This is a genomic window from Chryseobacterium indologenes (assembly GCF_001295265.1).
Classification (GTDB): Bacteria; Bacteroidota; Bacteroidia; order Flavobacteriales; family Weeksellaceae; genus Chryseobacterium; species Chryseobacterium indologenes_A.
The window spans coordinates 145,752-172,517 of record NZ_LJOD01000003.1; the positions used below are offsets into that span (position 1 = coordinate 145,752).

Annotated in this window: 20 protein-coding genes and 1 tRNA gene; 15 read left to right on the plus strand and 6 right to left on the minus strand. The window is 38.6% G+C overall.

Going from position 1 to position 26,766, the window contains the following annotated elements; all coding sequences use genetic code 11:
* Nucleotides 1-56 precede the first annotated feature (56 nt).
* Complete coding sequence (locus AOB46_RS06785) at nucleotides 57-512, plus strand: lipocalin family protein (protein ID WP_062697612.1); 456 nt, start codon at nucleotides 57-59, stop codon at nucleotides 510-512.
* Between the two features lie 243 nt (nucleotides 513-755).
* A complete protein-coding gene (argS, locus tag AOB46_RS23805) occupies nucleotides 756-2,870 on the plus strand; it encodes an arginine--tRNA ligase (protein WP_062697613.1) in 2,115 nt (704 codons plus the stop codon).
* Nucleotides 2,871-2,962: 92 nt separating this feature from the next.
* Here argS and AOB46_RS06795 read toward each other — a convergent pair whose 3' ends face one another.
* The 5 genes from AOB46_RS06795 to ccoN all read right to left on the minus strand — a co-directional run bounded on the left by AOB46_RS06795 (nucleotide 2,963) and on the right by ccoN (nucleotide 14,731).
* Entirely contained in the window at nucleotides 2,963-3,898 is a 936-nt protein-coding gene (locus tag AOB46_RS06795) for a YihY/virulence factor BrkB family protein (protein ID WP_062697615.1), read from the minus strand.
* 1 nt (nucleotide 3,899) lies between these two features.
* Nucleotides 3,900-6,227 carry a BamA/TamA family outer membrane protein gene (locus AOB46_RS06800; protein ID WP_062697617.1) on the minus strand — a complete coding sequence of 776 codons (2,328 nt, stop codon included), beginning with the start codon at nucleotides 6,225-6,227 and terminating at the stop codon, nucleotides 3,900-3,902.
* Entirely contained in the window at nucleotides 6,227-11,254 is a 5,028-nt protein-coding gene (locus AOB46_RS06805) for a translocation/assembly module TamB (protein WP_082377032.1), read from the minus strand. The genes AOB46_RS06800 and AOB46_RS06805 overlap by 1 nt, the downstream gene beginning before the upstream one ends.
* Before the next feature lie 291 nt (nucleotides 11,255-11,545).
* The gene (locus tag AOB46_RS06810) at nucleotides 11,546-12,433 is read right to left on the minus strand and encodes a cbb3-type cytochrome c oxidase N-terminal domain-containing protein (protein ID WP_062697620.1); all 888 of its coding nucleotides are present in this window, start codon (nucleotides 12,431-12,433) and stop codon (nucleotides 11,546-11,548) included.
* Nucleotides 12,434-12,451: 18 nt separating this feature from the next.
* Entirely contained in the window at nucleotides 12,452-14,731 is a 2,280-nt protein-coding gene (ccoN, locus tag AOB46_RS06815) for a cytochrome-c oxidase, cbb3-type subunit I (RefSeq protein WP_062697622.1), read from the minus strand.
* A gap of 186 nt (nucleotides 14,732-14,917) precedes the next feature.
* Between ccoN and AOB46_RS06820 the strand changes: the two genes are divergently transcribed.
* From AOB46_RS06820 to AOB46_RS06845, 6 genes are all read left to right on the plus strand, one after another.
* The gene (locus AOB46_RS06820) at nucleotides 14,918-15,211 is read left to right on the plus strand and encodes a helix-turn-helix domain-containing protein (RefSeq protein WP_062697624.1); all 294 of its coding nucleotides are present in this window, start codon (nucleotides 14,918-14,920) and stop codon (nucleotides 15,209-15,211) included.
* Nucleotides 15,212-15,329: 118 nt separating this feature from the next.
* Nucleotides 15,330-16,754, plus strand: a complete 1,425-nt coding sequence (locus AOB46_RS06825; RefSeq protein WP_062697626.1) for an amino acid permease — start codon at nucleotides 15,330-15,332, stop codon at nucleotides 16,752-16,754.
* A 201-nt stretch (nucleotides 16,755-16,955) separates the two neighbouring features.
* Nucleotides 16,956-17,756, plus strand: coding sequence for a GLPGLI family protein (locus AOB46_RS06830; RefSeq protein WP_131724330.1), 801 nt, complete (start codon nucleotides 16,956-16,958; stop codon nucleotides 17,754-17,756).
* Nucleotides 17,757-17,997: 241 nt separating this feature from the next.
* Nucleotides 17,998-18,636, plus strand: a complete 639-nt coding sequence (locus AOB46_RS06835) for an HdeD family acid-resistance protein (RefSeq protein ID WP_062697912.1) — start codon at nucleotides 17,998-18,000, stop codon at nucleotides 18,634-18,636.
* Nucleotides 18,637-18,812: 176 nt separating this feature from the next.
* Nucleotides 18,813-19,256, plus strand: a complete 444-nt coding sequence (locus tag AOB46_RS06840) for a hypothetical protein (RefSeq protein WP_062697631.1) — start codon at nucleotides 18,813-18,815, stop codon at nucleotides 19,254-19,256.
* A gap of 19 nt (nucleotides 19,257-19,275) precedes the next feature.
* Nucleotides 19,276-20,505, plus strand: coding sequence for a MutS-related protein (locus tag AOB46_RS06845; protein WP_062697633.1), 1,230 nt, complete (start codon nucleotides 19,276-19,278; stop codon nucleotides 20,503-20,505).
* Between the two features lie 90 nt (nucleotides 20,506-20,595).
* Here AOB46_RS06845 and AOB46_RS06850 read toward each other — a convergent pair.
* Nucleotides 20,596-20,666, minus strand: a tRNA-Gln gene (locus AOB46_RS06850).
* Between the two features lie 100 nt (nucleotides 20,667-20,766).
* Here AOB46_RS06850 and AOB46_RS06855 point away from each other — a divergent pair.
* The 7 genes from AOB46_RS06855 (at nucleotide 20,767) to gap (ending at nucleotide 26,726) form a co-directional block, all read left to right on the plus strand.
* Nucleotides 20,767-21,789 (plus strand): AMP-binding protein, encoded by a 1,023-nt coding sequence (locus AOB46_RS06855; protein ID WP_062697636.1) that lies wholly within the window; start codon nucleotides 20,767-20,769, stop codon nucleotides 21,787-21,789.
* A gap of 37 nt (nucleotides 21,790-21,826) precedes the next feature.
* Nucleotides 21,827-22,219, plus strand: a complete 393-nt coding sequence (gene arfB / locus AOB46_RS06860; RefSeq protein ID WP_062697638.1) for an alternative ribosome rescue aminoacyl-tRNA hydrolase ArfB — start codon at nucleotides 21,827-21,829, stop codon at nucleotides 22,217-22,219.
* A gap of 46 nt (nucleotides 22,220-22,265) precedes the next feature.
* Nucleotides 22,266-22,910, plus strand: a complete 645-nt coding sequence (locus tag AOB46_RS06865) for a hypothetical protein (RefSeq protein WP_062697640.1) — start codon at nucleotides 22,266-22,268, stop codon at nucleotides 22,908-22,910.
* Between the two features lie 302 nt (nucleotides 22,911-23,212).
* The gene (locus AOB46_RS06870) at nucleotides 23,213-23,593 is read left to right on the plus strand and encodes a GreA/GreB family elongation factor (RefSeq protein ID WP_062697642.1); all 381 of its coding nucleotides are present in this window, start codon (nucleotides 23,213-23,215) and stop codon (nucleotides 23,591-23,593) included.
* A gap of 146 nt (nucleotides 23,594-23,739) precedes the next feature.
* Complete coding sequence (locus AOB46_RS06875) at nucleotides 23,740-24,618, plus strand: DUF4846 domain-containing protein (RefSeq protein ID WP_062697644.1); 879 nt, start codon at nucleotides 23,740-23,742, stop codon at nucleotides 24,616-24,618.
* A gap of 83 nt (nucleotides 24,619-24,701) precedes the next feature.
* Nucleotides 24,702-25,688 (plus strand): 6-phosphofructokinase, encoded by a 987-nt coding sequence (gene pfkA / locus AOB46_RS06880; protein ID WP_062697646.1) that lies wholly within the window; start codon nucleotides 24,702-24,704, stop codon nucleotides 25,686-25,688.
* A 33-nt stretch (nucleotides 25,689-25,721) separates the two neighbouring features.
* On the plus strand, nucleotides 25,722-26,726 hold the full coding sequence (gap, locus tag AOB46_RS06885; RefSeq protein ID WP_062697648.1) for a type I glyceraldehyde-3-phosphate dehydrogenase: 1,005 nt from the start codon (nucleotides 25,722-25,724) through the stop codon (nucleotides 26,724-26,726).
* Nucleotides 26,727-26,766: the final 40 nt, after the last annotated feature.

The following is a 26,766-nucleotide window of genomic DNA, read 5'->3' on the forward strand; positions in this document are numbered from 1 at the left end:
ATATTCCTGTTATTTTAGTACAGGAATATTTTGTTCAAATCAGTAAAAATTTAATTATGAGATTTTTTATCAGCCTTATTGCTGTATTGTGTTTAGCTTCATGTAACGATGACGAAAGGGATAACAATACAACAGAAAGTACTTCAAGCATTAATGGAGTTTGGAAACCTGTAAAATATGAATATAAAGGTAAGAACTACCCAGTAGATGATTGCGAAAAGAAAGGTCAGATACTTATTAACACGGATTTTTCAGGTGTTTATGAAAGATATACTAAAGATGAGGTTTCCGGTAATTGTATAAATCCGGATTCTTTTTCCGGTAAATGGAATTATGATAAACTTTACAATAGTTTAACATTATCGTATACAGAAGCAGGAGCAACTAAAACTTTAAAAAAAGATATAGAAGGGCTTTCCGATATTGAACTCAGAATTACTGATAGTTCTAAAAATCTGGATAATGTTCCTGGTAATGATGAGGCTGTCTTAGTTTTTAAAAGAGAACCTTAATAGATTAGATAGAACCACCTTCGGGTGGTTTTTTTATGAAATCAATTTTTTCATTTTTTAAGAGCCCGCCTATCTTTGATCCTGTTCCTGGAAATTCCGGATAGTTTGAAAGATACCTTAACCCTTTCAAAAATTTAAAGACTTCGTCAATGAAGTCTTTTTTATTTCACTAAATTTGTATTTCGAAATTTTGAGATCAGATAAGGTGATTCCATATAAGCCTTTGGAAAAATCAATACAGACATGAATATTAAAAATAATATAGAAGAAAAACTTTCGGAAGTCATTTTAAATGTATACCAGTTAAAAGGCATCAATCTGGAAGTTCAGGAAAATAAAACAGAATTTGAAGGTGATTTTACCATTGTAACATTTCCGTTGGTAAAGCAGCTGAAGAAAAACCCTGAAAGCATCGGGGTAGAATTAGGTGAGGCTTTAACGGAGCAAACCGACCTTTTTGAAAGTTTCAATGTGGTAAAAGGTTTCCTTAACGTTAAAGTGAATAACCAGTTATTTGTGGATAACTTCAGATCTGTAAACAGAGATATTGATACCATAGAAAAGAAAAATTCTACCGTAATGGTGGAATATTCTTCACCGAATACCAATAAACCACTTCACCTGGGACACATCAGAAACAACCTGTTAGGATTTTCTGTGGCGCAGATTTTAAGAGAAGCCGGATATGATGTGATCAAAACCCAGATTATTAACGACAGAGGAATTCATATATGTAAATCTATGCTGGCATGGGAAAAATTCGGAAATGGAGATACCCCGGAAACAACCCATACCAAAGGAGATAAATTTGTCGGGAATTATTATGTGGAGTTTGATAAAGAACTGAAAAGACAGGTTAATATTATTTACAAAGACTTCAGAAAAAACAATTTTGACACTTTTGATACCAACAAGAAAGCAGAAGTTGCCAATTTAAATGGTAAAATAGATATTCTTGAGGCCAAGAAAAAAGAATTGCTGGACAATCTGGATTATAGCGAAGTTTCCAATCTGCATCCTCAGTTTGAAATCCATTTAAAGGACGCTTTGGAAAATGATCTGCTTCTATCCAAAATACCTAACTCAGTATTAAAAGCAGTAAGTAAAAAAGAGGGTGAAGGAAAAACAGCAGATGAAGAAGAAATTAAATTAATTAAAAAACAGACGAATACCTTCCTTGCTATTTTTAAAGATGTTTTAGAAGCTGAGGCTAAACTTGAAGCTGAAAAGTCTAACCTTAAAGAGATTTGCAAACCTGTTTCCGAGGTCATGAAAGAAGCTCAAAAAATGCTTGTAGATTGGGAAGATGGGGATCAGACGGTAAGAAATCTCTGGAAAGAAATGAATTCCTGGGTATACAAAGGATTCAATGAAACCTATAAAAGATTAGGCGTTGACTTTGACCAGGTTCAGTATGAGAGCAATACTTATCTGCTTGGAAAAGATCTTATCCAGGAAGGGCTTGACAAAGGAGTTCTTTACAAAAAAGAAGACGGCTCGGTATGGTGCGATCTTACCGATGAAGGTCTTGATCAGAAACTGTTATTACGTTCCGATGGTACTTCAGTGTACATGACGCAGGACTTGGGAACAGCTGTGGAACGTTTTAAAGATAATGATATTCAGAAGCTGATCTATACCGTAGGAAACGAACAGGATTACCATTTCCAGGTTTTATTTAAAATCCTGAAAAAATTAGGATATGAATGGGCAGATCATTTATATCACCTTTCTTACGGAATGGTAGAACTTCCTGAAGGAAAAATGAAGTCCCGTGAAGGTACCGTAGTAGATGCTGATGACCTGATGCAGGAAATGTATGAGACCGCAAAGTCAATTACCATAGAATTAGGAAAACTGGAAGGCCTTTCTGATGAAGAAAAAGAAGCTTCCTATGAGATCATTGGATTGGCAGCCCTTAAATATTTTATGCTGAAAGTAGATCCAAAGAAGAAAATGCTGTTTAACCCTGACGAAAGCGTTGAGTTTTCAGGAAATACCGGACCATTTATTCTTTATACCTACGCCCGTATTCAATCCCTGTTGTCAAAAGCAGAAGGAGATTACACGGAAATTTCAGAAGTAGCTTTAAATGAATATGAAAAAGAGCTGATCATGCTTCTTGCCAATTATAAAACAGTAGTGGAAAAAGCAGCAGAGGCTTTAAGCCCTGCATTAGTAGCTAACTATGTTTATGATCTGGTTAAATCTTATAACTCGTTCTATCAAAGCAATATTATTCTGAAGCTTGAAGACGAAGAGGTGAAAAAATTCCGTCTGAATTTATCAGACCTTACCGCGAAAACAATCAAAAAATCGCTGGCTCTCCTCGGAATCGGAACTGTAAACAGAATGTAAATAGTTAAACCTCCTGAGATTTTCGGGAGGTTTTTTTATTGATTAAACGGTATCAAAATGGCTTCAGCCCATCTAAATTTAAATATTCCCAATCAATCCAGACTCTCCGTATTTTCTTTTTTCATCCTATCCTCATACAATTTCGCATCGCTCCATTTTGCGTGTTTTGACGGAACAATCGTATACCCCTTTTTATAAGCGTAGACTTTAGTAAACTCTGCTCCAAAGAAAACCAGCATACAGGAATAATTGATCCACATCATAATTAAGATTACGGTTCCTGCCGTTCCAAAAGCAGAAGTAGGTTTGGCGGTTCCGAAGTAAAGGCTTAGCAGGAATTTACCTAAAGTAAACAGAATGGCGGTAAGAAAAGCTCCTTTCCATACAGGCTTCCAGCTTACTTTTACATCCGGAAGAACCTTAAACATCAGCGCAAAAAGGAGCATTACAAATCCGAACCCTACGATAAAATTAACAGTTTCTACAAGCATATACGTTTCAAAACCGAAATACTGGGTAATTAATTTATTAAAAATACTGATTAAAGAAGAAAGAATCATCGTGATCATTAATAAAAAACCTAATATAAGGATCATGCCTAAAGAATTGACCCTGTCCAGGAGGAATTTTATAAGTGCTTTTTTAGGAGCGGATTGTATATCCCACAAGCTATTCAGGGAATGCTGAAGCTGGAAAAACAGAGTAGTGGAACCATAAACAAGTGATCCCACACCTACCGTTTTCATAACAATATTCTCTTTATCGATCAGTGCACCGGCGATCATGTTTTCAATGCTTTTGGCAACATCTGTTCCCATAATGCCGCTGATCTGATGGCTGATCTCTCCGCGGATGGCTTCTTCACCAAAGAAATTTCCGGCAATCCAGATAATAATGATCAATAATCCCGGGATAGAAAAGATTGCATAATAAGCCAGACTTGCCGAATCTTTTGATGCGGAAGAGCTGTTCCATTCAGCAAAGGTTTCCTTAAGGACTTCCCAGAAAAATTTTATAGTATTGATCATATTAAAAAGGATATCCGATGGCTATATTTAAAATAAGATTATCTTTTCTCCAGCCCGGATCTCCGAAGTTGATTTTGTCAAATGCCCAGCGGTTTCCCTTTTCATAATAAGGAACACGTAAAGGCATGGCCAGATCCAGTCTTAAAATTAATATGGAAAAATCAAGTCTCAGACCCACTCCGGCACCCACGGCAATTTCACTCAGAAATTCTTTTGAAAATTTAGCTCCCGGTCTTTTGTCATCATTATTGATCAGCCAGATATTTCCGGCATCTACAAATACGGCTGCATTTAAAAATTTATAAAGATTCGCACGGTATTCGGCATTTAATTCCAGCTTAATATCTCCGGACTGATCAAAATAAGCTCCTTCCTTTATCGTTCTCGGATCAAAACTTCCCGGTCCCAGCGTTCTGGCACGGAAAGCCCTTATGCTGTTGCTTCCTCCTGAGAAAAACTGTTTGGAGAATGGAATGAATTCTGAATTTCCATACGGATAGGCAATTCCTCCGATGAAACGGGTTGCAAGAGATGATTTTTCAGTGAATTTATGATAAAACCTGAAGTCGTTTTCCATTTTTACATACTGACTGAAAGGAATTCCAAAAATCTTTTTTTCCTTATCCTTTTTTACATCAGCTCCCGTTACCAGTCCCGTGATGTTTCCTGCAAGATCAAGGGTTCCTTTATAATAAACGGTATTCTTTTTAGGATACATCGTATTCGTATAGGTATAGGAATAAGTAGGTCCAAAAATCAGCTGCTTTTGTACAATACGCTGCATGGCAGGGTTGTTTTCCGAGATCAAATCATATTCAGCGGTAACTTTGGCCGGAGATACCAAAGTAATATCAATCACTTTCAGCTCATGTTCTTTTCTTGCATTTTCTTTCCAAACATATCCGAATGAGCCGGTAAAATTATTAAGCGTATAATATTTTGTCCTGTTCTGGAATTCATACCCCAAAGAAATATTCGTTCTTGGCACAAATTCGCTGGAAGAATGAAAACGGAATGGCGCTACAATTCTCGGAATAGAAAGCTGTACATTCGTTCCTCCACGGAAAATGTTATTGGCATTTTCAGGACCGCCCATCTGGAAGTCAAAAGCTCCGTAAATAGATGCCTTAAACTGTTCAGCACCACGGAAGAAATTTCGGTGGGTCCAGTTCAGGTTAAGCTCACTACCGGCATAGTTGGCGGAATTGGTTCTTCCGAGTGCTTCAAGACGAAGTGACTGAATCTGTCTTGGTGTCAGCAAATAATAAGCATCAAATTTATGATTCAGAGAATCCGAAACAATAAATTCATTCTTTACAAACTTGAAAACACCGAGACTGATTAACCTGTTTAAAGTAAGATTATGATTAGAACGATTGTAAAGATCTCCCTTTTTAAAGTATAAAGCCCTGTCGAAAATCTTCGGTTTGAATTTATGCTGCGGATCAATGACGTAGATGTCATCAAAAGCATATTTAGAAAGAGAGTCTTTATCCATGGGGATAGAATATTTTCCGTCTTTTACGTCCTGAATGTTATAATTGGGAAATACCACCACCTTATCAATGCTGAATTGCTGCCTGGCCAGATCCGGAGTATTATCTTTAAGTTTTACATTAAGTTCAACCTTATGGTTTTTGCTTACAGTACTGTCTGCCTGTACAATGATGTTGTCGGGATGGAAATAGTAAAAGCCTCTTTCCTTTAAGCCATTGTCAATTCTTTCACGTTCAGCTTTGATGACGTCCAGATCAAAAGGCTTTCCGTTTTTAAGAAATGTTTTATCAGCTATATTTTGAATTTCCTGATTAACCAAAGTAGAGTCTTTCTGGAACTTTACTCCCTCTACCATGTATCTTGCACCCGGCCTCACCTTATAGATTACCTGGGCTTTTTTATTTTTTGAAACGGTGTCATAAGTAGCTTTTGCATTGAAATATCCTTTGTTTTCAGAATAATTAACAATAATATCTTTATTGAATTCACGGTCTACATCACCTAATAATACCGGCTTTTCACCCACTTTATATTTAAGCCAGTAATTAAAGCCCTTATCCTTTTTAGGCTCTTTGGCGATATTATAAAAATACAGCTTCGGGCGCATTCCCAAAAATGTAGAATTGGGTTTTGGGGTAAGATTGGCTTCCAGAGCGGTCTGAAGATCCTTCTTTTCTTTCTTCGAAATCGTGTCATTTTCAATCTTTACCTCAGCGCCTGTGTAAAGCATCTGGCCTTCCTTCAGAAATCTGGTATTGCTGCAGGAAATGGCAGTTACTGCCAATCCGGAAATCAACAGGTATTTACAATAGGTATGGAATGTATGATTCATTACTTAAATTCTACAACTTGATTATTCTGATTCTTCTTCGGTTTCTTCTCTCTGGTTTTCTGGAAAATCTCCCGGAATTTGTCATAGTCCAGGGTAATGATAAATCCAACTCCGGTTTCTATGATCTGCCCCTGAAGAGCCACCTGATATTCATCCTTACGGTAAGCACGCAGCATATATCTGCCGTCTTTGGAAAGGCTGTAATCTACAGACACATTTCCGGCAATATTCGTCATGTTTTCATTCTGACGGGCCTGGCCTTCCAGTCCGAAATTACTTCCTACCGTTACTTTCAGCCTGTCATTCAACAGCTTTTTACTGATATCCACATTCAGGTCGGTTCTCGTATTCTTTTGTCCGGTAGAATAATCTTCCGAAGAATCCAGATTAAAATTAAGATCCACTCCTTTGATCAGGCTGGCTGCAAAATTATTCAGCTGTTGGGACAGAATCTTGCTCACACTCTGTCGGGCCATTGTTTCGGCTGACATTCCGGCACCGCTTTCAAATGGATTTTCACCGATAAAACGGTTCATAATAAGCAACGCGAAAACCTGTTTATTCAACTCGGATTCCTGGGTTCTGAGCTGGATGAGCTTCTGATCGATAACATCCTTTACGTTAGATGAAATGGCATTGTTTTTCTCGTCTGTGGTAATATCAAAACTCAGCTGTGGTTTCAGAAGTTCTCCTTTCATCTTTAATAAAGTATTGAACGGAATTCTCTGCTTATACTGGTTCATTGTAGAGGCAGCTTCACCACTGATCTGCTGTTCCACAAGGTCAATCGGAGGAGCCTCTGTTTTATACACGGCAGTGATGTCCATCTGGGCCATTGTAGGCTCTCCGGTCCAGGTAATTGTGCTTCCTTTCTGGATATCAAACTTACGTTTAAGGAAACTTACGGAAAGATCATAACTTCCTTTTTCTACTTCATACACCCCAACGAGGGTCGTCTTTCCGGAAGGGTCAATTCCTCCGGTTAATTCTGCTTCACCCTGGAGCTGTACAAAGTCACCGTTTGCCTTATCGATGATCAGTGAAAGCTTGGCCTCTTTGCTCACCTCAATATTGACGCTTACGTCCATTCCTTTGATGCGGCTCTGTGCATTAAGAGAATCGGCTTTAATGGTTTTATTGAGAACAACCTGATCCTGGTCAATGAACTCTACGATTCCATCTCTTTCCTGTAGTGAAGGGCTGGATTGCGGAAGAACAAAAGTAAAATCTGTATTGTCTGCCACGCTCAGCCTTCCGTCCACTTTCGGAAGATCAAGGTTTCCGCGGATGCGAAGCCCTGCATCAATAGCTAGAACACCGTACATCATTGCATCATTGGATTTTTCAGAGTTTACCACTTTAAAGTCTTTGGCATTCACATTAAGATTAAAGGCAAAATCCCTGTAAGTCTGCGTGAGAACCTGCCCGTTAACGACCAGAGAATTGCCGTCTTTATCATTAATTTTAAATCGGTTGAACTCAATACCGCGGCTGGTAAAGTCAATTTCATCATTCAGTTTTCTGAAATCACTTCCCGTTTTGGCAATTTCCAGACCTGCATCATTGAATTTTACCTTACCTAAAATATTCGGTTTATCGGCTGTTCCGGTGATCTTTAAATTCCCGGAAAGATATCCTTCTGTATTCGTGATTGCATTCATGGAGAATCCTTGGATGCTCTTCATCTGAATCTGGTTGATTGCCATATTCAGATCAAATGTACTGGCAGAAGTATTATAGTCTCCCAGGATTTTTACATCATTATTATTTCCGGAAAGGGCTATATCGGCATTTAAAATATTCGGTGAAGTATTGTTTACTTTTACCGCGAGATTTCCTACCGGACTTCCGTAAACAATCAGATCAGATACGTTAAGATCCGAAGTAAAGGTCATATTTTTGGTAAGATCACGAAGCTGGGCTGTTCCGTTGATTGTTCCACGGGCCAGAACCGTATCTTTTTTGATCAGCTCTGTTATTGTTTCAATTTTAAAATCTTTCAGGGCAACATTCAATGGGCTTGCAGGATTTTCACTTTCCGACTGAAGTGCAATCTCACTGCCGCCATTGGAAAGAATGAAATGGTCTGCTAAAATTCCTTTGCTGCTGATCTGGATCTTATTGTTTTCCGCCACATTCCAGTCTGCGTAATTTAATTTTAACCCGTCCGGTTTCAGCGAAATCTCAGTAATGTCATTCAGTGATTTTGCATTTCCGGCAATAAGGAACTGTGTGGCATCTTTGGCGTCTTTGGTTGTAATATTATAGTTGATAATATTGTCTGCCACATCACCGTTTACACTGACTTTATTCAGGGTAAAGCTTGAACTTTTTAAAGCAGCTACATTAAGGCCGTATTGAAGAGCCTGATTTTCATTGGTAACTTTCAGGGTAGCATTCTCAATCGTATTTTCACCATACAGCAGCTGTGGAATTGCTCCGTCAATTTCTATTTTCTGAGAATCTGCATCATAGTTTCCGACCAGGTTAATTGTCTCAAAACTTTTCAGTTCCGGTACAAACTTGCGGATCAGGTCATCATTTTTGATTTTGGCGCTGAAGGTGAAAAACTGTCCAGGATCTACTTTCTCTGTTTTTCCAGGCTTCTGAAACTGGTAATACTGATTGATGGTCTGGGTTAAAGATCCGAAGATCTGGGTAAGCCTATATTTTCCTTTTAAAGAAACATCCGCGATCTGGGAATTGAAAATAATCTGTGTTGAATCCTGTGTGGAAGAAGCTTTTACATTCACTTCCTGCACCGGATATACTTCTTTGGTGTCTGAAAAGGCAAAATCTTTAAGATTAAGGGAGCCATTCAGGTTGTCGGGGTCCAGATTGGTGAAATCTCCATCAATCTTTCCTGCAATGATCATCGGTTTTTCATAGAAGCCAAGCTTATTCACATCCAGTTTGATAACCTCACCATTGACTTTTACCGTAGGGTTTTTATCATCATAAATTCCCGAAGCTGTTAAATCCAGATTAGCATTAGGGTCTTTTGAGTTAAGAACAATATGGTACGCTCCTCTTTTTATGGTACCTGTAACATCCATATTCTGGTAACGATAACCTTTGTACACTGCCGAAACGACGTGACCTTTAAGATCAGCATTGGCATTTTTGAAATCAAAACTTTCGCCTTTGGCTGAGATTTGTGCCGTAACAGATCCTATATCTTTATTCTGAATGATTTTTCCGATCTGAACAGCCTGAAGATTGGCTTTTACATTATATCTCTCATGGTTTTTTCTGCTCATATCAACATCTGCAGCCACTGCGGCATTGCCGAGGGTAGAGTAGAGGTTAAGATCTGTTTTGATTACCTTGGTGGTTCCTTTTGCATTTCCTTTGATGCTGAAATGAGACGGAAGGGAAATGGTGGGCGGAATTGTATTTTTCGGAACCAGATTGAACACGGTTTTAGCTTCTGCGGAAAATTCCCCGATTCTCAGATCGTAATAAAGATGATCTGGATTCATTGCATTTCTGATTCTTCCGGATGCGGCTACTCTTAGCTGATCCAGTCCTGAAACTTTTAAATTCTGGATCAGAAGGTCATTTATGCTTCCTTTTACATTGGCATTGACATTCAGCACCGCGTTAGGATATTTATTGAACGGAACGGTACTTCGTAAAGCAGGAACAATATTCAGAATATCAGAGAACCCTATTTTTGAGTCTTTGATGTTGGCTGCAATTTTTACGGCGCCCGGATTGGAAGTAAGCTGATCAACAGAATCATAATTTAAAACCACTTCATCCCGGATAATCGTCTTTGGAGTCTGCAGGTAAAGATCTTTCAGATATGCTTCTTTTTCAGCATACACAAAATCTGTATTGAACTTTTGAATGTTCAGTCCACGAGACTCCTGAATTTCCGCTGAATTAACCGTTCCTGCAAAAGTATTGTTCTCCATTTTGAAGCTTCTTACCTCCACATTCATTTTTGAAAAATTCAGGTGGTTGAAATCCATACCGGACCTGGTTGGAGCGATGGCTGTATTGTTGTAAACAGCTTTTACATCATTAAGAACAAGTTTTCCAAGAATGAGTTTCAAGGCTTTATCCTTATCGGAAACTTTTGAAACTTCAGATTCCTTTGTATTTTTCGGATTGGCATTCTGTGCCGGAAGATAAAGGTTCGCATTGATATCTGCACCTGAAAGCACGACGTTGGAAATATTGTAGGCATTGTTTTCCAGATCCAGCTTGTTAACTTTGGTGCTTAGTTCCTTGAATAAGACTTTAGCAAAAGTTTTGGTATTGTCATCGCCGTAATCAATATCGAAATTGGTAAGTTTAATTCCTCTTAAACCAATGCTCATTGGTTTTTTATCGTTCAGGGAATCTACTTTTTTCTCTACTTTTTTAGAAACTTCCTCTAGAAGATCCTGTTTTAATTTTAATTTCAGGCCGTCAAGATTGATGTCGTTGACAGCGTAGGTGTTTTTATTGAGATCGAAAGTCTTAACCCTTGTATCAAAAGATCTGAAGTAAAGCTTGATGTCATTTCTCGACTGCTGGTCGTTGAAAGTAACGCCAATATCTTTTAAATTGATTTTATCCAGGGAAATAATAAAAGGTTTGGAAGGGCTTTCCTCTTTGTCGCTGGTTGCAAAGGCATTGATGATATAATCAAAATTGAAGCTTCCGTCCGGTTTTCGTACTACATTGGCACGGGCTCCTTCCAGGTCTACAGAGGTAATATCTGCTGTGGAATTGATCAGCTTCAGCATGTTTAAACCTACATCCAGTTTCCTGACAGCAAGAAGGGTGTCTACTTCCTGACCTTTCAGATAAAGGTTCTGCATGACAAGGCTGTTGGGAAACCCTATGTATACCTTTTCAAGGCTTACTTTGGTTTTGATCTTTTTTTCAAGATATACAATCAGTTTGTCTTTAATGAAATTCTGAACGGCAGGGAGTCTGAGGCTGAGTATCAGCAGGGTAAGTAAAACCAATATTGAAATAAAGGTTATTACAATACGCCTTAAGATTTTTCTTGTGTTGATTTTCAGTTTCAAATGCGATGAGGTTTGTAACAAAGATAGTAATACTAATTAATTCGTTCTTTGTTGTGGTACCCTTTTGCATATACAAAAATCCTGCCTTGGCTGTCCTGTTATGGAATTTAGTTTAGTAGTCGTCAAGTGAATTAGTTGATAAGAACGAGCCAAGACGTGGATTTTTATTCTTTAAAAGCCCCCTTTTGATCATTTTTTAATGTTGAAAAGGTTAGCAAAAATGAAATTCAAATGTTAGTGTAGTTTCAAAGGGGGCTGGCATGGTTTAATATATTTGAGGTAATAAATTTTCTATTCGTTTCCGTTCTCCCACTTCACTTCTTCACCCTGAGGAGCAGCTCCTCCCTGACCTTCTGTGATGGGTGCCGTTTCCTGATTGATATGGTAAACATAGGCGGCGATCTTTTCAGCATCTCTTCCGGTAATGGTTCCGTCTTTGATGAAAGGTCTCATGGTAGGGTTATTCGGAGAACCGTTTTCAAGCATCCAGAAGACGTTTTTAAATAAGCTTTTCTCTTTGATGTTGATCCAGTGAGTGTCGGTAAGGTTTGGACCGATACCGCCTTTTCCTCCATCTCCATGGCAGGTTACACAGTTGGTTTTAAACAGTTCCTGGCCTTCTGCAATGTTATCTGCACTGTATTTCGCGGTTTCCAGATTGATTTGAGGTGCGGTTTTCTCATACTCCTGAATGGAAGCCAGCATGGTTTTCGCTTCTTTATCATATTCAGCTTCCGGGTGGGCATAATCTGTGAAAGCAAAAGCCGTCATATACACCACACAGAAGATACATCCGAACCAGAAAAGTCCTATCCACCATTTCGGAAGTGAGTTATCGAGCTCTGTAATCCCGTCAAAACCATGGTCAATCAGAATATCTTTTTCTTCTGTAGCGGACTGTTTCTTAAAGGCTGAGTTCCATAGCTTCTGGTAATACGGAATATTTTTTTCTGCCAGATATTGCTTTTTCTCTTCCTCAGATAACCTGTTGAAGGTTTCATTTTCAACCAGATCTCCAATAGAGTTCATGATCATCAGAAGGATAACGGCAATTAGCAGCAGCGCCCAGAAAAAAGGAGAAGATAAGTAACCTGAATCTCCGGCGAACATTTCAAATGCCATGATCGTTAAGCCTATCGTTGCCGCGATATATACTGAAATAGGGGTTCTCGTTTTCATTGCTTTACATTTTAATAATTACTCAGCGCTAGCCGTCTGGATCTGCGTTGTTTTAATATCGGTACCCAGTCTCTGAAGGTAGGCGATCATTGCAATAATCTCTCTCTGCTCAAGCGGTACAAACCCCGCTCCTTTAGCTGCTCTTTCTTTTTCCATCTGGTCTTTCACGTCTGTTGCTTCTGCATAAATTCTTTTAACGATTGCTTTAGACTGGTTATCTGCCCATTTTCCTGCAGAATCTATTTCTGCTTTGGTATACGGTACATCGAAAGAGTTTTTCATCAGTTTTAATTTATCCACCATCTGCGTACGGTCCAGTTTGTTGGTGATCAGCCATGGGAAACGTGGCATAATGGAACCTGCAGAGGTAATTCTCGGATTATACATGTGTTTGAAGTGCCATGAATCCGGATTTCTGCCACCTTCTCTGTGAAGATCCGGCCCGGTTCTCTTAGATCCCCATAAGAATGGTCTGTCGTACACAAATTCTCCTGCTTTGGAATATTGTCCGTTTTTACCTTCAAACCTTACCACCTCGTCACGGAATGGTCTGATCATCTGGGAGTGGCACGAGTTACAGCCTTCACGGATATAAAGATCTCTTCCTTCCAGCTCCAGCGGAGTATAAGGTTTTACCGCAGTAATGGTGGGAACGCTTTGCTTAAGGGACAAGGTAGGAACAATTTCCACCAGTCCTCCGATAGCTACGGTGATAAAAGCCAGGATAGAAAGCAGAGCAGGAGTTCTTTCCAGCCAGAGGTGTATGCCCTCGCCCTGTTTTCTTGCACTGCCGATGTCTGCCAGTGCAGGAGCTTCTGCAGGAACTTCTTTCTGGAATGATCCTTTTCTTACAGTTTTCACTACATTCACCACCATCAGGATCGCTCCGGTAAGATAAAGAATACCTCCTAAGAATCTCATTTTGAAGTAAGGAATGATTGCTGTTACTGTATCCAGCCAGTTTTTCCATAATAAGGTTCCGTCCGGATTGAACTGTTTCCACATTAATCCCTGTGTGAATCCTGAGATATACATCGGAACCGCATAGAATATAATTCCCAATGTTCCCAGCCAGAAGTGCCAGTTGGCTAATTTTTTAGACCAAAGCGGGGTTCTCCACATGATGGGTACCAGGTAATAAACTACTCCGAATGCCATGAAACCATTCCATCCAAGCGCTCCTAAGTGTACGTGGCCAATTACCCAGTCGGTATAATGCCCGATTTTATTTAAAGATTTTGTAGCTAAAAGAGGTCCTTCAAAAGTGGCCATTCCATAACAGGTAACCGCTACGACGAAGAATTTAAGGATCGGATTTTCTCTCACTTTATCCCAGGCTCCTCTTAAGGTAAGAAGACCGTTCAGCATTCCACCCCATGACGGAGCGATAAGCATGATTGAGAATCCTGTACCCACGGCCTGGGCCCATGCCGGAAGCGCTGTATACTGAAGGTGGTGAGGGCCTGCCCATAAGTATACAAAAATCAGCGACCAGAAGTGAATAATAGATAATTTGTATGAAAAGACCGGCCGCTGAGCCGCTTTCGGCATGAAATAATACATCAGGCCTAGTACGGGAGTGGTCAATACGAATGCTACCGCATTGTGGCCGTACCACCACTGCACAAGGGCATCTTTTACTCCCGCATATACAGAATAGGATTTCCAGCTTGTGAAAGATAAAGGCACTTCAAGGTTGTTAAAGATATGAAGCATTGCCACAGCAAGCCAGGTGGCCAGATAAAACCATATGGCTACATAAAGGTGTCTTACCCTTCTTTTGGCAATGGTTCCGAACATATTGATCCCGAAGATTACCCATGAGAAAGTAATCAGAATATCAATAGGCCATTCATGCTCGGCATATTCCTTGGAAGTATTGATTCCCATTAAGAAAGTAATCACTACGGTAACAATCATAAACTGCCATGACCAGAAGTGAATCCATGATAATATATCACTGTACATTCTTGTTTTCAAAAGCCGCTGCATACTGTAATAAGCACCGCAGAAAAACGAGTTACACACGAAAGCAAAAATAACGGCACTCGTATGAAGCATTCTGATTCTTCCGAAGCCCATGGCACCTTGTGTATTAATCAGCCCCTGGATATTACCGCTTCTCAAACTCTGGATGGTGGTGTCATCTGTTCCGAATAAAAATTCAGGAAGTTCAGGATAAAAAAGCATCAGTGCGGCCGTAAGTCCCAGCAGGAAGCCTACCAGCCCGAATACGATTGTAGCATAGAGGAATGCTCTGACAATATTATTGTCATAATTAAATTTTTGCGTCTCCATAATTCCAAGTGTGTTGTACTGAAGTGATATTTATTCTCCGAAATCCGGCTTGAGCAGCATGAATTTATGTGAAAAAATAAATATCATGTAACGTGTATAATGTTTTGCCAAAGGTATTTATTAACTTTGTTAGAGGCTAGTAGATAATCTTCTAAACTATACCAAAAACTACTAAAAACAAAAAGGATGAAAGTATGTGGGCAAAACATCAGGAAAATAAGGCGGAGTAAAGATTTTACGCAGGAATATATGGCTTTTGAAATGGGAATTTCCCAGAAAGCTTATTCCGATATTGAGAATTCCAAAGTGAAAATCAATCTGGAAATTCTTACCAAGATCTCCGATATTTTAGAAATTAAGCCTTCTGATATCTGCAGTATTTCGCATAAATGCGGAACGGATGGGTATGAAGAACGCTATCAGGGGCTTTTGGAGTATATGAAAAAGAATAATATCGCAGTTCCGAAGGAGTTTTTATAAAGAATTTCTGCTCTTTTTTCTTTTTAATTATTTAATACTGAATGTTTTGTGTGTTCGGTAAGCGTCATGGAACGTGAATTTCTGTAAAGTTTTATATATTTAAGGCATAATTCATTCTATGAGCAGCGAAAATAAAACCGGATCCAATGACAGTACTCTGGTAAGAGGTTTAACGAACAGACACATTCAATTAATTGCCCTCGGAGGTGCCATTGGTACCGGATTGTTTCTCGGGATAGGTCCTGCGGCTGTACTGGCCGGTCCTTCCGTTATTCTTGGGTATGCCTTGGCAGGAATCATCGCCTTCTTTATCATGCGCCAGCTGGGCGAAATGGTGGTTCATGAGCCGGTTTCAGGTAGTTTCAGTTATTTTGCCTATAAATATTGGGGGAACTTTCCCGGATTTGCTTCAGGATGGAATTACTGGATTCTCTATATCCTTGTAAGTATGGCGGAACTTACGGCTATTGGCCATTATGTTCATTTCTGGTGGCCGGAAATACCGCTCTGGGTTTCCAGCTTATTCTTTTTTATTGTTATTAATGCCCTCAATCTGGCCTCGGTGAAAGTATATGGTGAAACAGAGTTCTGGTTTTCCATTATAAAAGTTGTGGCTATTGTGGCGATGATCATTTTCGGAATCTACCTGTTGGTAAGCGGTACCGGTGGAGATAAAGCCAGTATCCAGAACTTGTGGAATGATGGCGGGTTTTTCCCGAAAGGACTGTTTAATAAAACAGCAGACGGGTTTTCCGGATTGTTTGCAGCTATGGCCATGATCATGTTCTCTTTCGGAGGACTGGAGCTGATTGGAATTACGGCTGCTGAAGCGAAAAATCCTGAAAAAACAATTCCCCAGGCAACCAATCAGGTGATCTACAGAATTTTGATCTTCTATGTGGGAGCGCTGGTTATTTTATTCTCATTAAGCCCATGGAGGGAAATTACAGAAGGGACGAGTCCTTTTGTGATGGTTTTCCAGAATCTTAACGGTCTTGAATTCAGTATGTTTGGGAAAGTAATACAGTTCAATTCACTGATTGCTAATGTTCTTAACCTGATTGTTCTTACAGCCGCTTTATCGGTGTACAACAGCAGTGTGTACAGTAACAGCCGTATGCTTTTCGGGCTGGCCCAACAGGGAAATGCCCCGAAATTCCTTCAAAAACTGAATAAAAACTCAGTTCCGGTGAACGCTATCCTTGTTTCATCTTGTTTTGCCGGAATCTGTATCATTATTAATAAGCTGGTTCCTGAAAAAGCCTTTCAGTATTTAATGGCATTGGTGGTTTCCACATTGATTATCAACTGGCTGATGATCTGTTACACTCATCTGAAATTCAAAAAGAGTATTATCAGCTCAGGAAGTCCGTCGAAATTCCCGTCGATCTTCTATCCGGTGTCTAATTATATCTGCATCTTATTCCTGTTGTTGATTTTGGCGCTGATGTGCTTCACAGGAATGGAAATTCAGGTAATCCTGATTCCGATATGGATTGCATTTTTATTTGTGATGTATAAAATCTATAAACCCGCCGGGTAGAAATTTTCAAAGAAAATAATATCATTAAATAAAGGATGGACTTTGTCTGTCCTTTTTTGCTTAATTTAACCATAATAAAAGTATGGCTGACATTTGTATTTCTCAATAAAATGTATAATTACTTAATTTTTTTTACTTAATTTGATTTCTAAACTAAAGTTTCACATCCGGACCGCCAATCCCCAAATTAATATAGAATTTATGAGAATAACACACCTGTTGAAATGTATTTTATTTTTTTCATTGCTGTCAACATATTGTTTTTCACAGAAGTTTAGTTTTATCTATGAAACCAGATGTAAATCTATTAAAGAAAAACCTGAAGATATTTTTACGGATAATATGGTTTTGGATTTTGAGAATAACATTTCTATTTTCCGGGAGTCATCCGCTAAAAAGGCAGATTCCTTAACATTCATTAATAAAAATGGAGGGTATAGAATGGGAGTTGAAAATCAATTTTACGTTAAAAAAGATATTACTCATCATAAAGTTGAGAAAATTATTACTTATTTACGTACCAATTACCTTCTTCCTATTGATGAACAGTTAAACTGGAAAATCTTACCGGAACAAAAAATAATCGGAAAATATAAATCACAAAAAGCGGAAGTTAGCTATGGCGGCAGAAATTGGATTGCGTGGTTTACAACAGAATTACCTTTTAATGATGGACCTTATATTTTCTATGGACTGCCAGGTTTAATCATTTCTATTGAAGATACAGAACGTGATTATTCCTTCAACCTGATACAAATAAAAAATGGAAGCCATTGGTTTGATGCAAGAACAAAAACCATTACAATTGATTGGGCAAAATATGATCTTCTGGGGAAATCTTATTATAATGACCCCTGGAACTCCAAAACTGCCAAAAAAGTTACATTTACAGATCCTCAGGGAAATGAAAAAGACATAAATGAAATGATCAGGGAAGCACAAAAATCTATTCTTGAGGAAAATAACCCTTTAGAGCTGAATCACAAAATCAAATATAAATAAAAAACTTCTTCAGAATAGTATAGCAGATCGGGCACCAGCTGGCTTCAGTAAACTGCAATACTTTTTATTGGAAATGTCTTAGTCAATCCGACAAGCAAAGAGGTGAGCGGGTGTTAATGAAAGATTTTCCGTAAATTAGTATAGGTTATATTTCAAACGGATGTGAAAATATAATCCGTTTGAAATTCCTGCGGACAAGCCGAACACCGTGGTACAAAGTAGGCAGCCTAAAATACAGCTTATGTCAAACTTCTTTCAGACCCTTACCAATTCAGTGAAACACTGGTATATTCCGTTGATCTTCGGAATTATTTTCCTTATCTGTGGTTTCTATGTTTTCAGTGTGCCGTTGGCAACGTATGTAACGCTTTCTGTTATTTTCAGTGTATCTTTCCTGGTTTCGGGAATTACAGAAATCTTTTTTTCCATACAGAACAATAAATCCCTGCAGGGATGGGGATGGTTTCTGGTAAGTGGACTGCTTACTACGGCTATAGGTTTATACCTTGTGGCTAATCCGCAGATTTCCATGTCGGTTCTTCCGTTTGTGGTAGGATTTACCCTGCTATTCCGTTCATTTCAGCTTTTGGGATTTGCTTTTGATCTGAAAAGCCAGAAAATACTGAGCTGGGGAAATGTAGCCTTGGCAAGTGCCGGAGGAATTATTTTTTCTTTACTGCTGATATTCAATCCTGTATTTACAGGAATGTCTTTGGTTACCCTTACGGCGGTTTCCTTTATTTTTATCGGAATTGCATCTATTATGCTAGCTTTAGACCTTAGAAAGCTGAAAAAATTCCCTGAAAAGATAAGTGAGGAGCTAAGAAATAAGATGAAATCTGTTCAGGAAGAAATTGATGAACTGAAAAAACGAAAATAGATCAGAATTCTATCAACCCATATGAAAAGGCTTCTCCGGAAGTCTTTTTTATTGCTTTATTCTAGTATTGGAATGGCCAATGATTTGTTAAATTTCAAATTATTCTGTGCATCCATGTAAATTATGCTTACTTTTCAATCCTGTTAAATAAAACATATAACCTCAATACAATACCCATGAAAAAAATTATACTTGCCGGTCTGATGAGCTTATCTACGGTTGCTTTTGCACAGAAAACAAAAGGGGATACTAAAATTGCTGCCCGGTATGAATCAAGGCAGCCGCAGGACCCTTCTGTACCACCTCCGCCTGTGAATAATTTTCCTGCCCAGTTTCCCGGAGGCAACAAAGCTTTTGTAAAAAAAGTAGAACAGCTCCTGAATAAGGATGCGGTAAAGCCTTTAGGAAAGAGCCTGAATACAGAGATCATTATAAAGGTGAATGATGATGGCAAAGTATTGAATGTATCTACCTATGGGAAAAACGAGACTTTTAATAATGAAGTAAAGGCCGCTGCCGCCAAAGCAACTGATAAAGTGGTATGGACGGCGGGTAAAAATAACCGAGGAGAAAAAGTAATTGACCTTGTGAAACTTCCGTTTCATTATAAGAATCAATAGATTTTGGAAGAGATAAACTATGAAAAATATTTCAGAAGTATTAATTCACTTTGATTATACCCAGACCAGAAGGTCCAAACAATATCTGACCTCTTTTTTTAATCGGAAAAACCATAGTTTAGAACAGGCACTTGAAGTTCAGGATACATTAAAACTGTTTTTAGAAAATATTTCAATAATACAGAACTATAAAATTAATGATCAGACGGTTTCTTCTGTTCATAAATTTCTGGATGAAACCGAGAGCCGGCATTATACCCATTTAACAAGCCTTACTTACCGTGAGTTTTACAAAGAAATTAATTTTAATATCTCTTTGTTTATAGAGTTCTTCTACCGGCTTGGGCTTTTACTTAGAAATTTAAACCTTAAGAATTTCAATGCAGAATATGCCGGGGAGATTGGGAAAACGATTCAGTTCATTAATTCATTATCTGTAAATGAACATTATGGTAAAGAATTAAATTTTAAACAGAGAAAGTCCATTTTAATAAAGATTGAATCTGAAAAGGAAAGTGGAAATTTCACTTCTTTCTGGGATTTCTTTTACAGGTTTGATATGTATTCTGCTATAGCAAAAGGAATCAGGAAATTTGATTTGGTATTTCCTCATTTCAATTCTGAAAATACCTTTACCATTAACGGATTTTATCATCTGAACCTTGCAGATTCCGTGAAGAATTCGGTGAACATTACCGGAAATAATACCGTTATTTTTACAGGGGCTAATATGTCCGGGAAGTCTACAGCGATGAAATCCATCAGCATTGTTGTTTTATTGGCTCACCTGGGGCTGGCCGTGCCTGCAACGTATTGCAATATTCCGTTTTATGACAGTATATTTTTATTTTTCTCCGTGAATGATGATCTTGAAAAAGGCTACAGCTATTTTGCCCGGGAAATCATCAACCTGAAAGAGGTTCTTCTGGAACTTAAATCAAAGAACTGTTTTGCGGTATTTGATGAAATATTTAAAGGAACCAATATTAATGATGCGGCACAGATTACGATAAGAACTGTTGAGGGATTGTCCAGATACAAAAACTCAATGTTTATCCTGTCTACTCATCTGAATCTTATTGAGAAAGACCTGGCAGAAAATGAAAATATTCTGGTATTGAATTTAGAATCTTTTGTGAAAGATGAGCAATTGCTGTTCACTTATCGGTTAAAAGAAGGCTGGTCTAAAATTGAAATAGGAAGAATTCTGTTTGATAAATATGGATTGAATGCTTTGCTGCGGAATTAACCTTCTGAAACACTGAAATGGAAAGAATTTTTAATTAATTGCAATGGTAAAAGAATAAAAACAAAAACCATCCTCAAAAAGGATGGTTTGTAGACCCACAGGGATTCGAACCCCAGATGACTGAACCAAAATCAGTAGTGTTACCGCTACACCATGGGTCTTTGTTTATTTCAGTGGTGCAAATTTACAGCTTTTTTCTTTAGATACAAGAACTTTTTAAACTTTTTTTTAAATTTACTGTTCTATTTATTCAAGGAAAATATGCTGATAGACTTCAATAATCTCAATATTAATAATTTATCTCCGGAAACAGAATTTGAGCAAAAAACTAAAAAATTTTTAGAAGAATGGTTTTCGGAAGGAGCAACCGTAAAGGTACAGACTTCCGGCTCTACAGGACAGCCCAAAATTTTCGGAATAGAGAAAAAGAGAATGCTGAGCTCTGCCAGGATGACATGTGATTTTCTGGGATTAAAAAAGGGAGATACAGCATTGCTCTGCCTTCCTGTAGAATACATTTCAGGAAAAATGATGCTGGTCCGTTCTGTGGAAAGACAATTGAAACTATTGACAGCAGATCCATCCTTACACCCGGTCAGGGATCTGGAGGAAGAAATAGATTTCTGTGCCATGACGCCGCTCCAGGTGGAAAATTCTCTGGATAAACTCCATCTGGTTAACAACCTGATTATAGGAGGTGCCGCAGTTTCAGAATCTTTGAAGAAAAAAATCAGCGAAAATACCCGTGGAGGAAGAATATTTGAAACCTATGGAATGTCTGAAACCCTTTCCCATATTGCTCTGAAACCAATTTTTCCCGTTTCTGAAGAGTATTTTACAGCCTTTGAAAACGTGTCGGTTTCAAAAGATGAAAGAGGCTGTCTGAAGATTTCCGCTCCGGCGCTGAATTCTGAAGTTCTGCAGACGAATGATCTGGTAGACATTAAAAATAAAAAGCAATTTAAATTTTTAGGAAGGATTGATAATGTCATCAATTCAGGGGGAGCAAAAATATTTCCGGAAACATTGGAAGGCTTAGTGAAAAAAGAAATTCCGAATGAAGCTGTTTTTTTAGGAGTGAGAGACGAAAGTCTCGGCCAGAAACTGATATTGGTTGTAGAAGGTGAAGAATCAGAAAATCTGGTTTTAAAAATTTCAGAACTGCCATTTGAGAAAAGCTTTCATAAGCCTAAGGAGGTTATTTTTATTCCGGAGATTCCAAGGACGCCGAATGGTAAAGTTAACAGGATTGAACTGCAAAAAATAGTGGAGATCCGGCAATAGTCTTTATCTTTACTCTTCAATTCATCATCTCAAAAAAATGAAAGATTTTTCCAAAGAACTCAGTTTCAAAACCTCCCGTAGCAGTGGTGCAGGAGGCCAGAATGTCAACAAAGTGGAGACAGCTGTCACCGTTTTGTGGAAAGTGGCAGAGACAGAATTTTTTAATGATGATCAGAAAGAGCTGATTCAGCAAAAACTGAAAAACAGGATCAACGCGGACGGATTTTTATTTCTGACGGTTTCTGAAAGCAGAACCCAGCTGATGAATAAAAATAAGGCCATTGAAAAAATAACCAATCTTGTTAACAAAGCTCTTATTGTTCCAAAGAAAAGAACGGCAACGAAGCCTTCCAAAGCCCAGAAGCAGAAAAGACTGGATAATAAGAAAAAGCTTTCCGATAAAAAAGAGAACAGGAGGTTTAAATTGTAGTGATCTCTTTGCCGGAAAGTATTATTTTTGTTGAAAACTTTTAATTATGATCAAAAAACTCATTCTATTAGGGGCTGTTTCAGGCTCTCTAATTTCATTTGCCCAGGAAAAAATAACCATCATGCCTGCCGTGGGATTCGGATGGAGAGTTGCTGAAACTGCTTCCGGGCTTTCAAGAGAAGAGAAGGATTACATAAAAGGTCTGAAAAGCGGCGTTAATTTTGAAATGGCGGCTTATTATAATGTAAAACATATTGGGATTGGGGCTAAGTTTTCCAATTACAGCGCTTCAAGCAGTGGTTTGCTACGCGGAAATAATATGAACGGGCAGACTGTTTATGTATCAGTCAATACAAAAGATAATATCACTTTCTTTGGTCCTTCTGTTATGTTTTCCAATCATATTAAGCCTACAAAGCACAAGTTTGCAGCGGATGTTTCAATGGGCGTAATCAGTTACACTACAAAAACAGGATCTGTAAAAGGTACCGGTTCTACGTTTGGAATAGAAGTAGGAGCAGGCTATCAGTATGCGGTTACCAAAAACCTGATGATAGGCCCCAAGTTTGGTGCTACAGCGGGGACATTGGGTAAAATGAGCTATAACAGGCAGACTGTTAATTTCGGGAATGATCAGAAAGAAGGACTGGCAAGAGTTTCTTTAAGTGCAGTGGCGGCATTCCGTTTTTAAATCTTATATTTGTAAGAAATCAGAATAACTTATATCATGACAGCAACGGTCTTTTTATCTGCGATACGCCGGCAATCAGGATTGCTGCTGTCATTATTATATTTACATACAGATTCTTTTCTGAAAAGTTCCAAGGACTTTATCAATTAAGCCCTGTCAGGATCCAGGACAGGGAAATAGTTCAGAATTCATTTTAATTACTCATTGTTTTTTGCGGTTTTCTACGGGAAAGATCTTTTGATCTGTGTTCCTGCATTGGATCATAAAGAATAGCCGCATCATTTAATTTTAAAAAAATAAAAATGTCTGATCATATTACAGTCACCACCGGAATATACGATGCTATCAAAGATACCCTGAGAAGAAAAAAAGTAAGTAAGGAAGAAGAAAAGAGGCTGACCGAAGAGCTCAGGAAAGCGAAGCAGGTCCTCAGAAGAGATTTGCCGGAAGATATTGTAACCGTAGAAAGAAAAGTAACTCTAAAAGACCATACCCTGGATTTTGAACATGAATATATTTTTGTTTCCTCAGCTAAGGCAAAGCCTGCGAAAAACAAGCATTCCATACTTTCGGATATTGCGCTTGCAGTAGTGGGATATAGAGTAGGAGATTGTATCAGCTGGCCTTTCAGAGAAGGTGAACGAAAAATAGAAATCCTTAAAGTGGAACCGTGGAACGGATAATTTTTTAAGTGGAACAATAATAAAAGTGCAGCTCATTTTGAGCTGTACTTTTCATTTCCCGCTGATTTTGCAGATTGAGCAGATTTTCAGATCCTTTATTGGTAGATAGGTGAAAAAAAATGATCTTTGTGTTCAATGAAAAACGCATGAAAAAAATTAATATAGGAATCATTGTCTTTGTACTTCTCACAGGCTGTACAAAAGAAAAGCTGTCAGACCGTCTGCTGGAAGAACCTGATAAGAATGAGCAGCTGGCTGCAAAAAATGCTTTAAAAATCGATAAAGATAAAAATACAGTCAGGGAAAGGTTTTCTCCTCCCGAAGGGTACGAGTGGATTGAAGAAAAAGCCGGCTCATTTGGATATTTCATTGAGCATTTCAGGCTGAAACCTTACGGTACTGAGATTTTACGCTATGACGGGGTTCCGATTTCCACCCAGCATCTTCATGAAGCTGTTTTTGACATGGATACCGGAAATAAAGATCTTCAGCAGTGTGCTGATGCTGCTATCCGGATGAGAGCGGAGTATCTTTATAAAGCAAAAAGATTTGATGAGATTCAGTTTCATTTTACAAGCGGAGATCTGCTTTCCTGGAATGATTATAAAAATGGCATCAGGGCTTTTGTTAATGGTAATTCAGTCAGTTTCCGGAAAACGGCAGCTGTTGATGATTCTTACCAAAGTTTCAGGAATTATCTGGATCTGATATTTAATTACGCGGGAACCATCTCATTAAACAGAGAAACGAGACCGGTCATGAAAAATTCTGATCTGAAGACCGGGGATATTCTGATTACCCCAGGCAGCCCGGGGCATATTGTTTTTATTTCCGGTGTTTGTGAAAATAAAGATGGAAAAAGATTATTTCTGCTAAGTGAAGGGTTTACTCCGGCACAATCAGTTCATGTTCTTTCCAACCCTTTTAATCCCTATATAACCCCGTGGTATGAGCTTAACATCAATGCACCGGAAACGAGAACAGCGAGGTATTTTTTCAAACCGACAAATTTCAGGAGCTTTTAATTATTTATATTCAAAACTCTTATGAAGTTACTGCCATTATCTGAACTTGTTTTTGTAAATTTGTGTTCGAAATTTTTTACTAGATGAAAGAGAGTGCTGTAAAAAAAATTGCAGTTCTTACTTCAGGAGGCGACTCTCCGGGTATGAATGCGGCATTAAGAGCGGTAGTAAGAACCGCCAATTATTATAATATCGAATGCTACGGAGTAAGAGAGGGATACAACGGGCTCATCAATGATGATTTCCTGAAAATGGGTCCCCGTTCCGTAAAAAATATCATCAACCAGGGCGGAACGATTCTGAAATCTGCCCGATCTGCAGAGTTCAGAACAAAAGAAGGCCGTCAGAAAGCCTATGACAATTGTGTAAAGCTTGGAATAGACGGACTGGTATGCATTGGAGGAGACGGAACTTTTACCGGAGCAAAGATCTTCAGTGAAGAATTTGGCGTAAGGGTAATTGGGGTACCGGGAACCATAGACAATGATATTTTCGGAACAGATAATACCATCGGATATGATACTGCTCTGAATACAGCCATGGAAGCTATCGATAAAATCCGTGATACGGCAACTTCTCACAACCGGGTTTTCTTTGTTGAGGTAATGGGCCGTGATGCAGGTTTTATTGCACTGAACAGCGGGCTGGCGACAGGGGCTCTGGATATTCTTATTCCTGAGAAAAAAGACAGCATGGATGATCTTTTTGCCAATTTCAGAAAAGCAGAGAAAACCGGAAAGGCATCGAGTATTGTTGTGGTAGCGGAAGGCGAAAAGCTGGGAAGCATTTACGATCTTGCCAACCAGACCAAGGAGGTGTTTCCTGATTATGATATTCGTGTCACCATTTTAGGACACATCCAGAGAGGGGGATCACCAAGCTGTGCAGACCGAGTTTTAGCCAGCAGGCTAGGATACGGGGCTGTAGTTGGATTAATGGACGGAAAAACAAATGTAATGGCCGGAATGCGTTCCAACGATCTGGTGTATACTCCTATCGAAGAAGCCATTAAAAAACATAACGAAATCAACAAAGATCTGATGTTGATCTCAGAAATTTTAGCAATCTAATTATTTTTTATAATCTAATAAAAACAAACTATTATGTCAACAATTAAAGTAGGTATCAACGGTTTTGGTAGAATTGGACGTCTTGTTTTCAGAGCAATGACTGAAAGAGACAATATTGAAGTGGTAGGAATCAATGACCTTATCAATGCAGAATACATGGCTTACATGTTAAAATATGACTCTGTACACGGGATTTTCCCAGGAGAAGTTTCTGTAGAAGGAAATGATCTTGTGGTAAACGGAAAGAAAATCAGAGTAACTGCAGAAAAAGATCCTAACAACCTGAAGTGGAATGAAATCGGTGCTGATTATATCGTAGAGTCTACAGGTCTTTTCTTATCTAAAGATTCAGCTCAGGCTCACATCAATGCAGGTGCAAAAAAAGTAATCCTTTCTGCTCCTTCTAAAGATGATACGCCAATGTTTGTAATGGGGGTAAACCACAAAGAACTGACTGATGATATTAAAATCTTATCAAACGCTTCTTGTACTACCAACTGTTTAGCTCCTTTAGCTAAAGTAATTCACGATAAATTCGGAATTGTTGAAGGTTTAATGACGACGGTACACGCTACAACAGCTACTCAGAAAACTGTTGACGGTCCTTCAATGAAAGACTGGAGAGGGGGTAGAGCGGCTCTAAACAACATTATTCCTTCTTCTACAGGTGCTGCTAAAGCGGTAGGAAAAGTAATTCCTTCTCTTAACGGGAAATTAACAGGAATGTCTTTCAGAGTACCAACAGTAGACGTTTCTGTAGTTGACCTTACCGTAAGGCTAGAAAAAGCTACTTCTTACGATGAGATCTGTGCAGCTATCAAAGAAGCTTCTGAAGGTGAGTTAAAAGGTATCTTAGGATACACTGAAGATGCTGTAGTATCTCAGGACTTCGTAGGAGATAAGAGAACTTCTATCTTCGATAAAGATGCCGGTATCATGCTTTCTCCGAACTTCGTAAAACTTGTTTCCTGGTATGACAACGAAATGGGGTATTCTAACAAGTTAGTGGATATGCTTGTACACGCTGCTTCTTTGTAATCGATGATAAGCAATGAATATAATAAAACCTTCCATCAGG

Coding starts and splice junctions, on each gene's coding strand:
- AOB46_RS06785 (WP_062697612.1), top strand. CDS start 57: ATGAGATTTTTTATCAGCCTTATTGCTGTATTGTGTTTAGCTTCATGT.
- argS (WP_062697613.1), top strand. CDS start 756: ATGAATATTAAAAATAATATAGAAGAAAAACTTTCGGAAGTCATTTTA.
- AOB46_RS06795 (WP_062697615.1), bottom strand. CDS start 3,898: ATGATCAATACTATAAAATTTTTCTGGGAAGTCCTTAAGGAAACCTTT.
- AOB46_RS06800 (WP_062697617.1), bottom strand. CDS start 6,227: ATGAATCATACATTCCATACCTATTGTAAATACCTGTTGATTTCCGGA.
- AOB46_RS06810 (WP_062697620.1), bottom strand. CDS start 12,433: ATGAAAACGAGAACCCCTATTTCAGTATATATCGCGGCAACGATAGGC.
- ccoN (WP_062697622.1), bottom strand. CDS start 14,731: ATGGAGACGCAAAAATTTAATTATGACAATAATATTGTCAGAGCATTC.
- AOB46_RS06820 (WP_062697624.1), top strand. CDS start 14,918: ATGAAAGTATGTGGGCAAAACATCAGGAAAATAAGGCGGAGTAAAGAT.
- AOB46_RS06825 (WP_062697626.1), top strand. CDS start 15,330: ATGAGCAGCGAAAATAAAACCGGATCCAATGACAGTACTCTGGTAAGA.
- AOB46_RS06830 (WP_131724330.1), top strand. CDS start 16,956: ATGAGAATAACACACCTGTTGAAATGTATTTTATTTTTTTCATTGCTG.
- AOB46_RS06835 (WP_062697912.1), top strand. CDS start 17,998: ATGTCAAACTTCTTTCAGACCCTTACCAATTCAGTGAAACACTGGTAT.
- AOB46_RS06840 (WP_062697631.1), top strand. CDS start 18,813: ATGAAAAAAATTATACTTGCCGGTCTGATGAGCTTATCTACGGTTGCT.
- AOB46_RS06845 (WP_062697633.1), top strand. CDS start 19,276: ATGAAAAATATTTCAGAAGTATTAATTCACTTTGATTATACCCAGACC.
- AOB46_RS06855 (WP_062697636.1), top strand. CDS start 20,767: ATGCTGATAGACTTCAATAATCTCAATATTAATAATTTATCTCCGGAA.
- arfB (WP_062697638.1), top strand. CDS start 21,827: ATGAAAGATTTTTCCAAAGAACTCAGTTTCAAAACCTCCCGTAGCAGT.
- AOB46_RS06865 (WP_062697640.1), top strand. CDS start 22,266: ATGATCAAAAAACTCATTCTATTAGGGGCTGTTTCAGGCTCTCTAATT.
- AOB46_RS06870 (WP_062697642.1), top strand. CDS start 23,213: ATGTCTGATCATATTACAGTCACCACCGGAATATACGATGCTATCAAA.
- AOB46_RS06875 (WP_062697644.1), top strand. CDS start 23,740: ATGAAAAAAATTAATATAGGAATCATTGTCTTTGTACTTCTCACAGGC.
- pfkA (WP_062697646.1), top strand. CDS start 24,702: ATGAAAGAGAGTGCTGTAAAAAAAATTGCAGTTCTTACTTCAGGAGGC.
- gap (WP_062697648.1), top strand. CDS start 25,722: ATGTCAACAATTAAAGTAGGTATCAACGGTTTTGGTAGAATTGGACGT.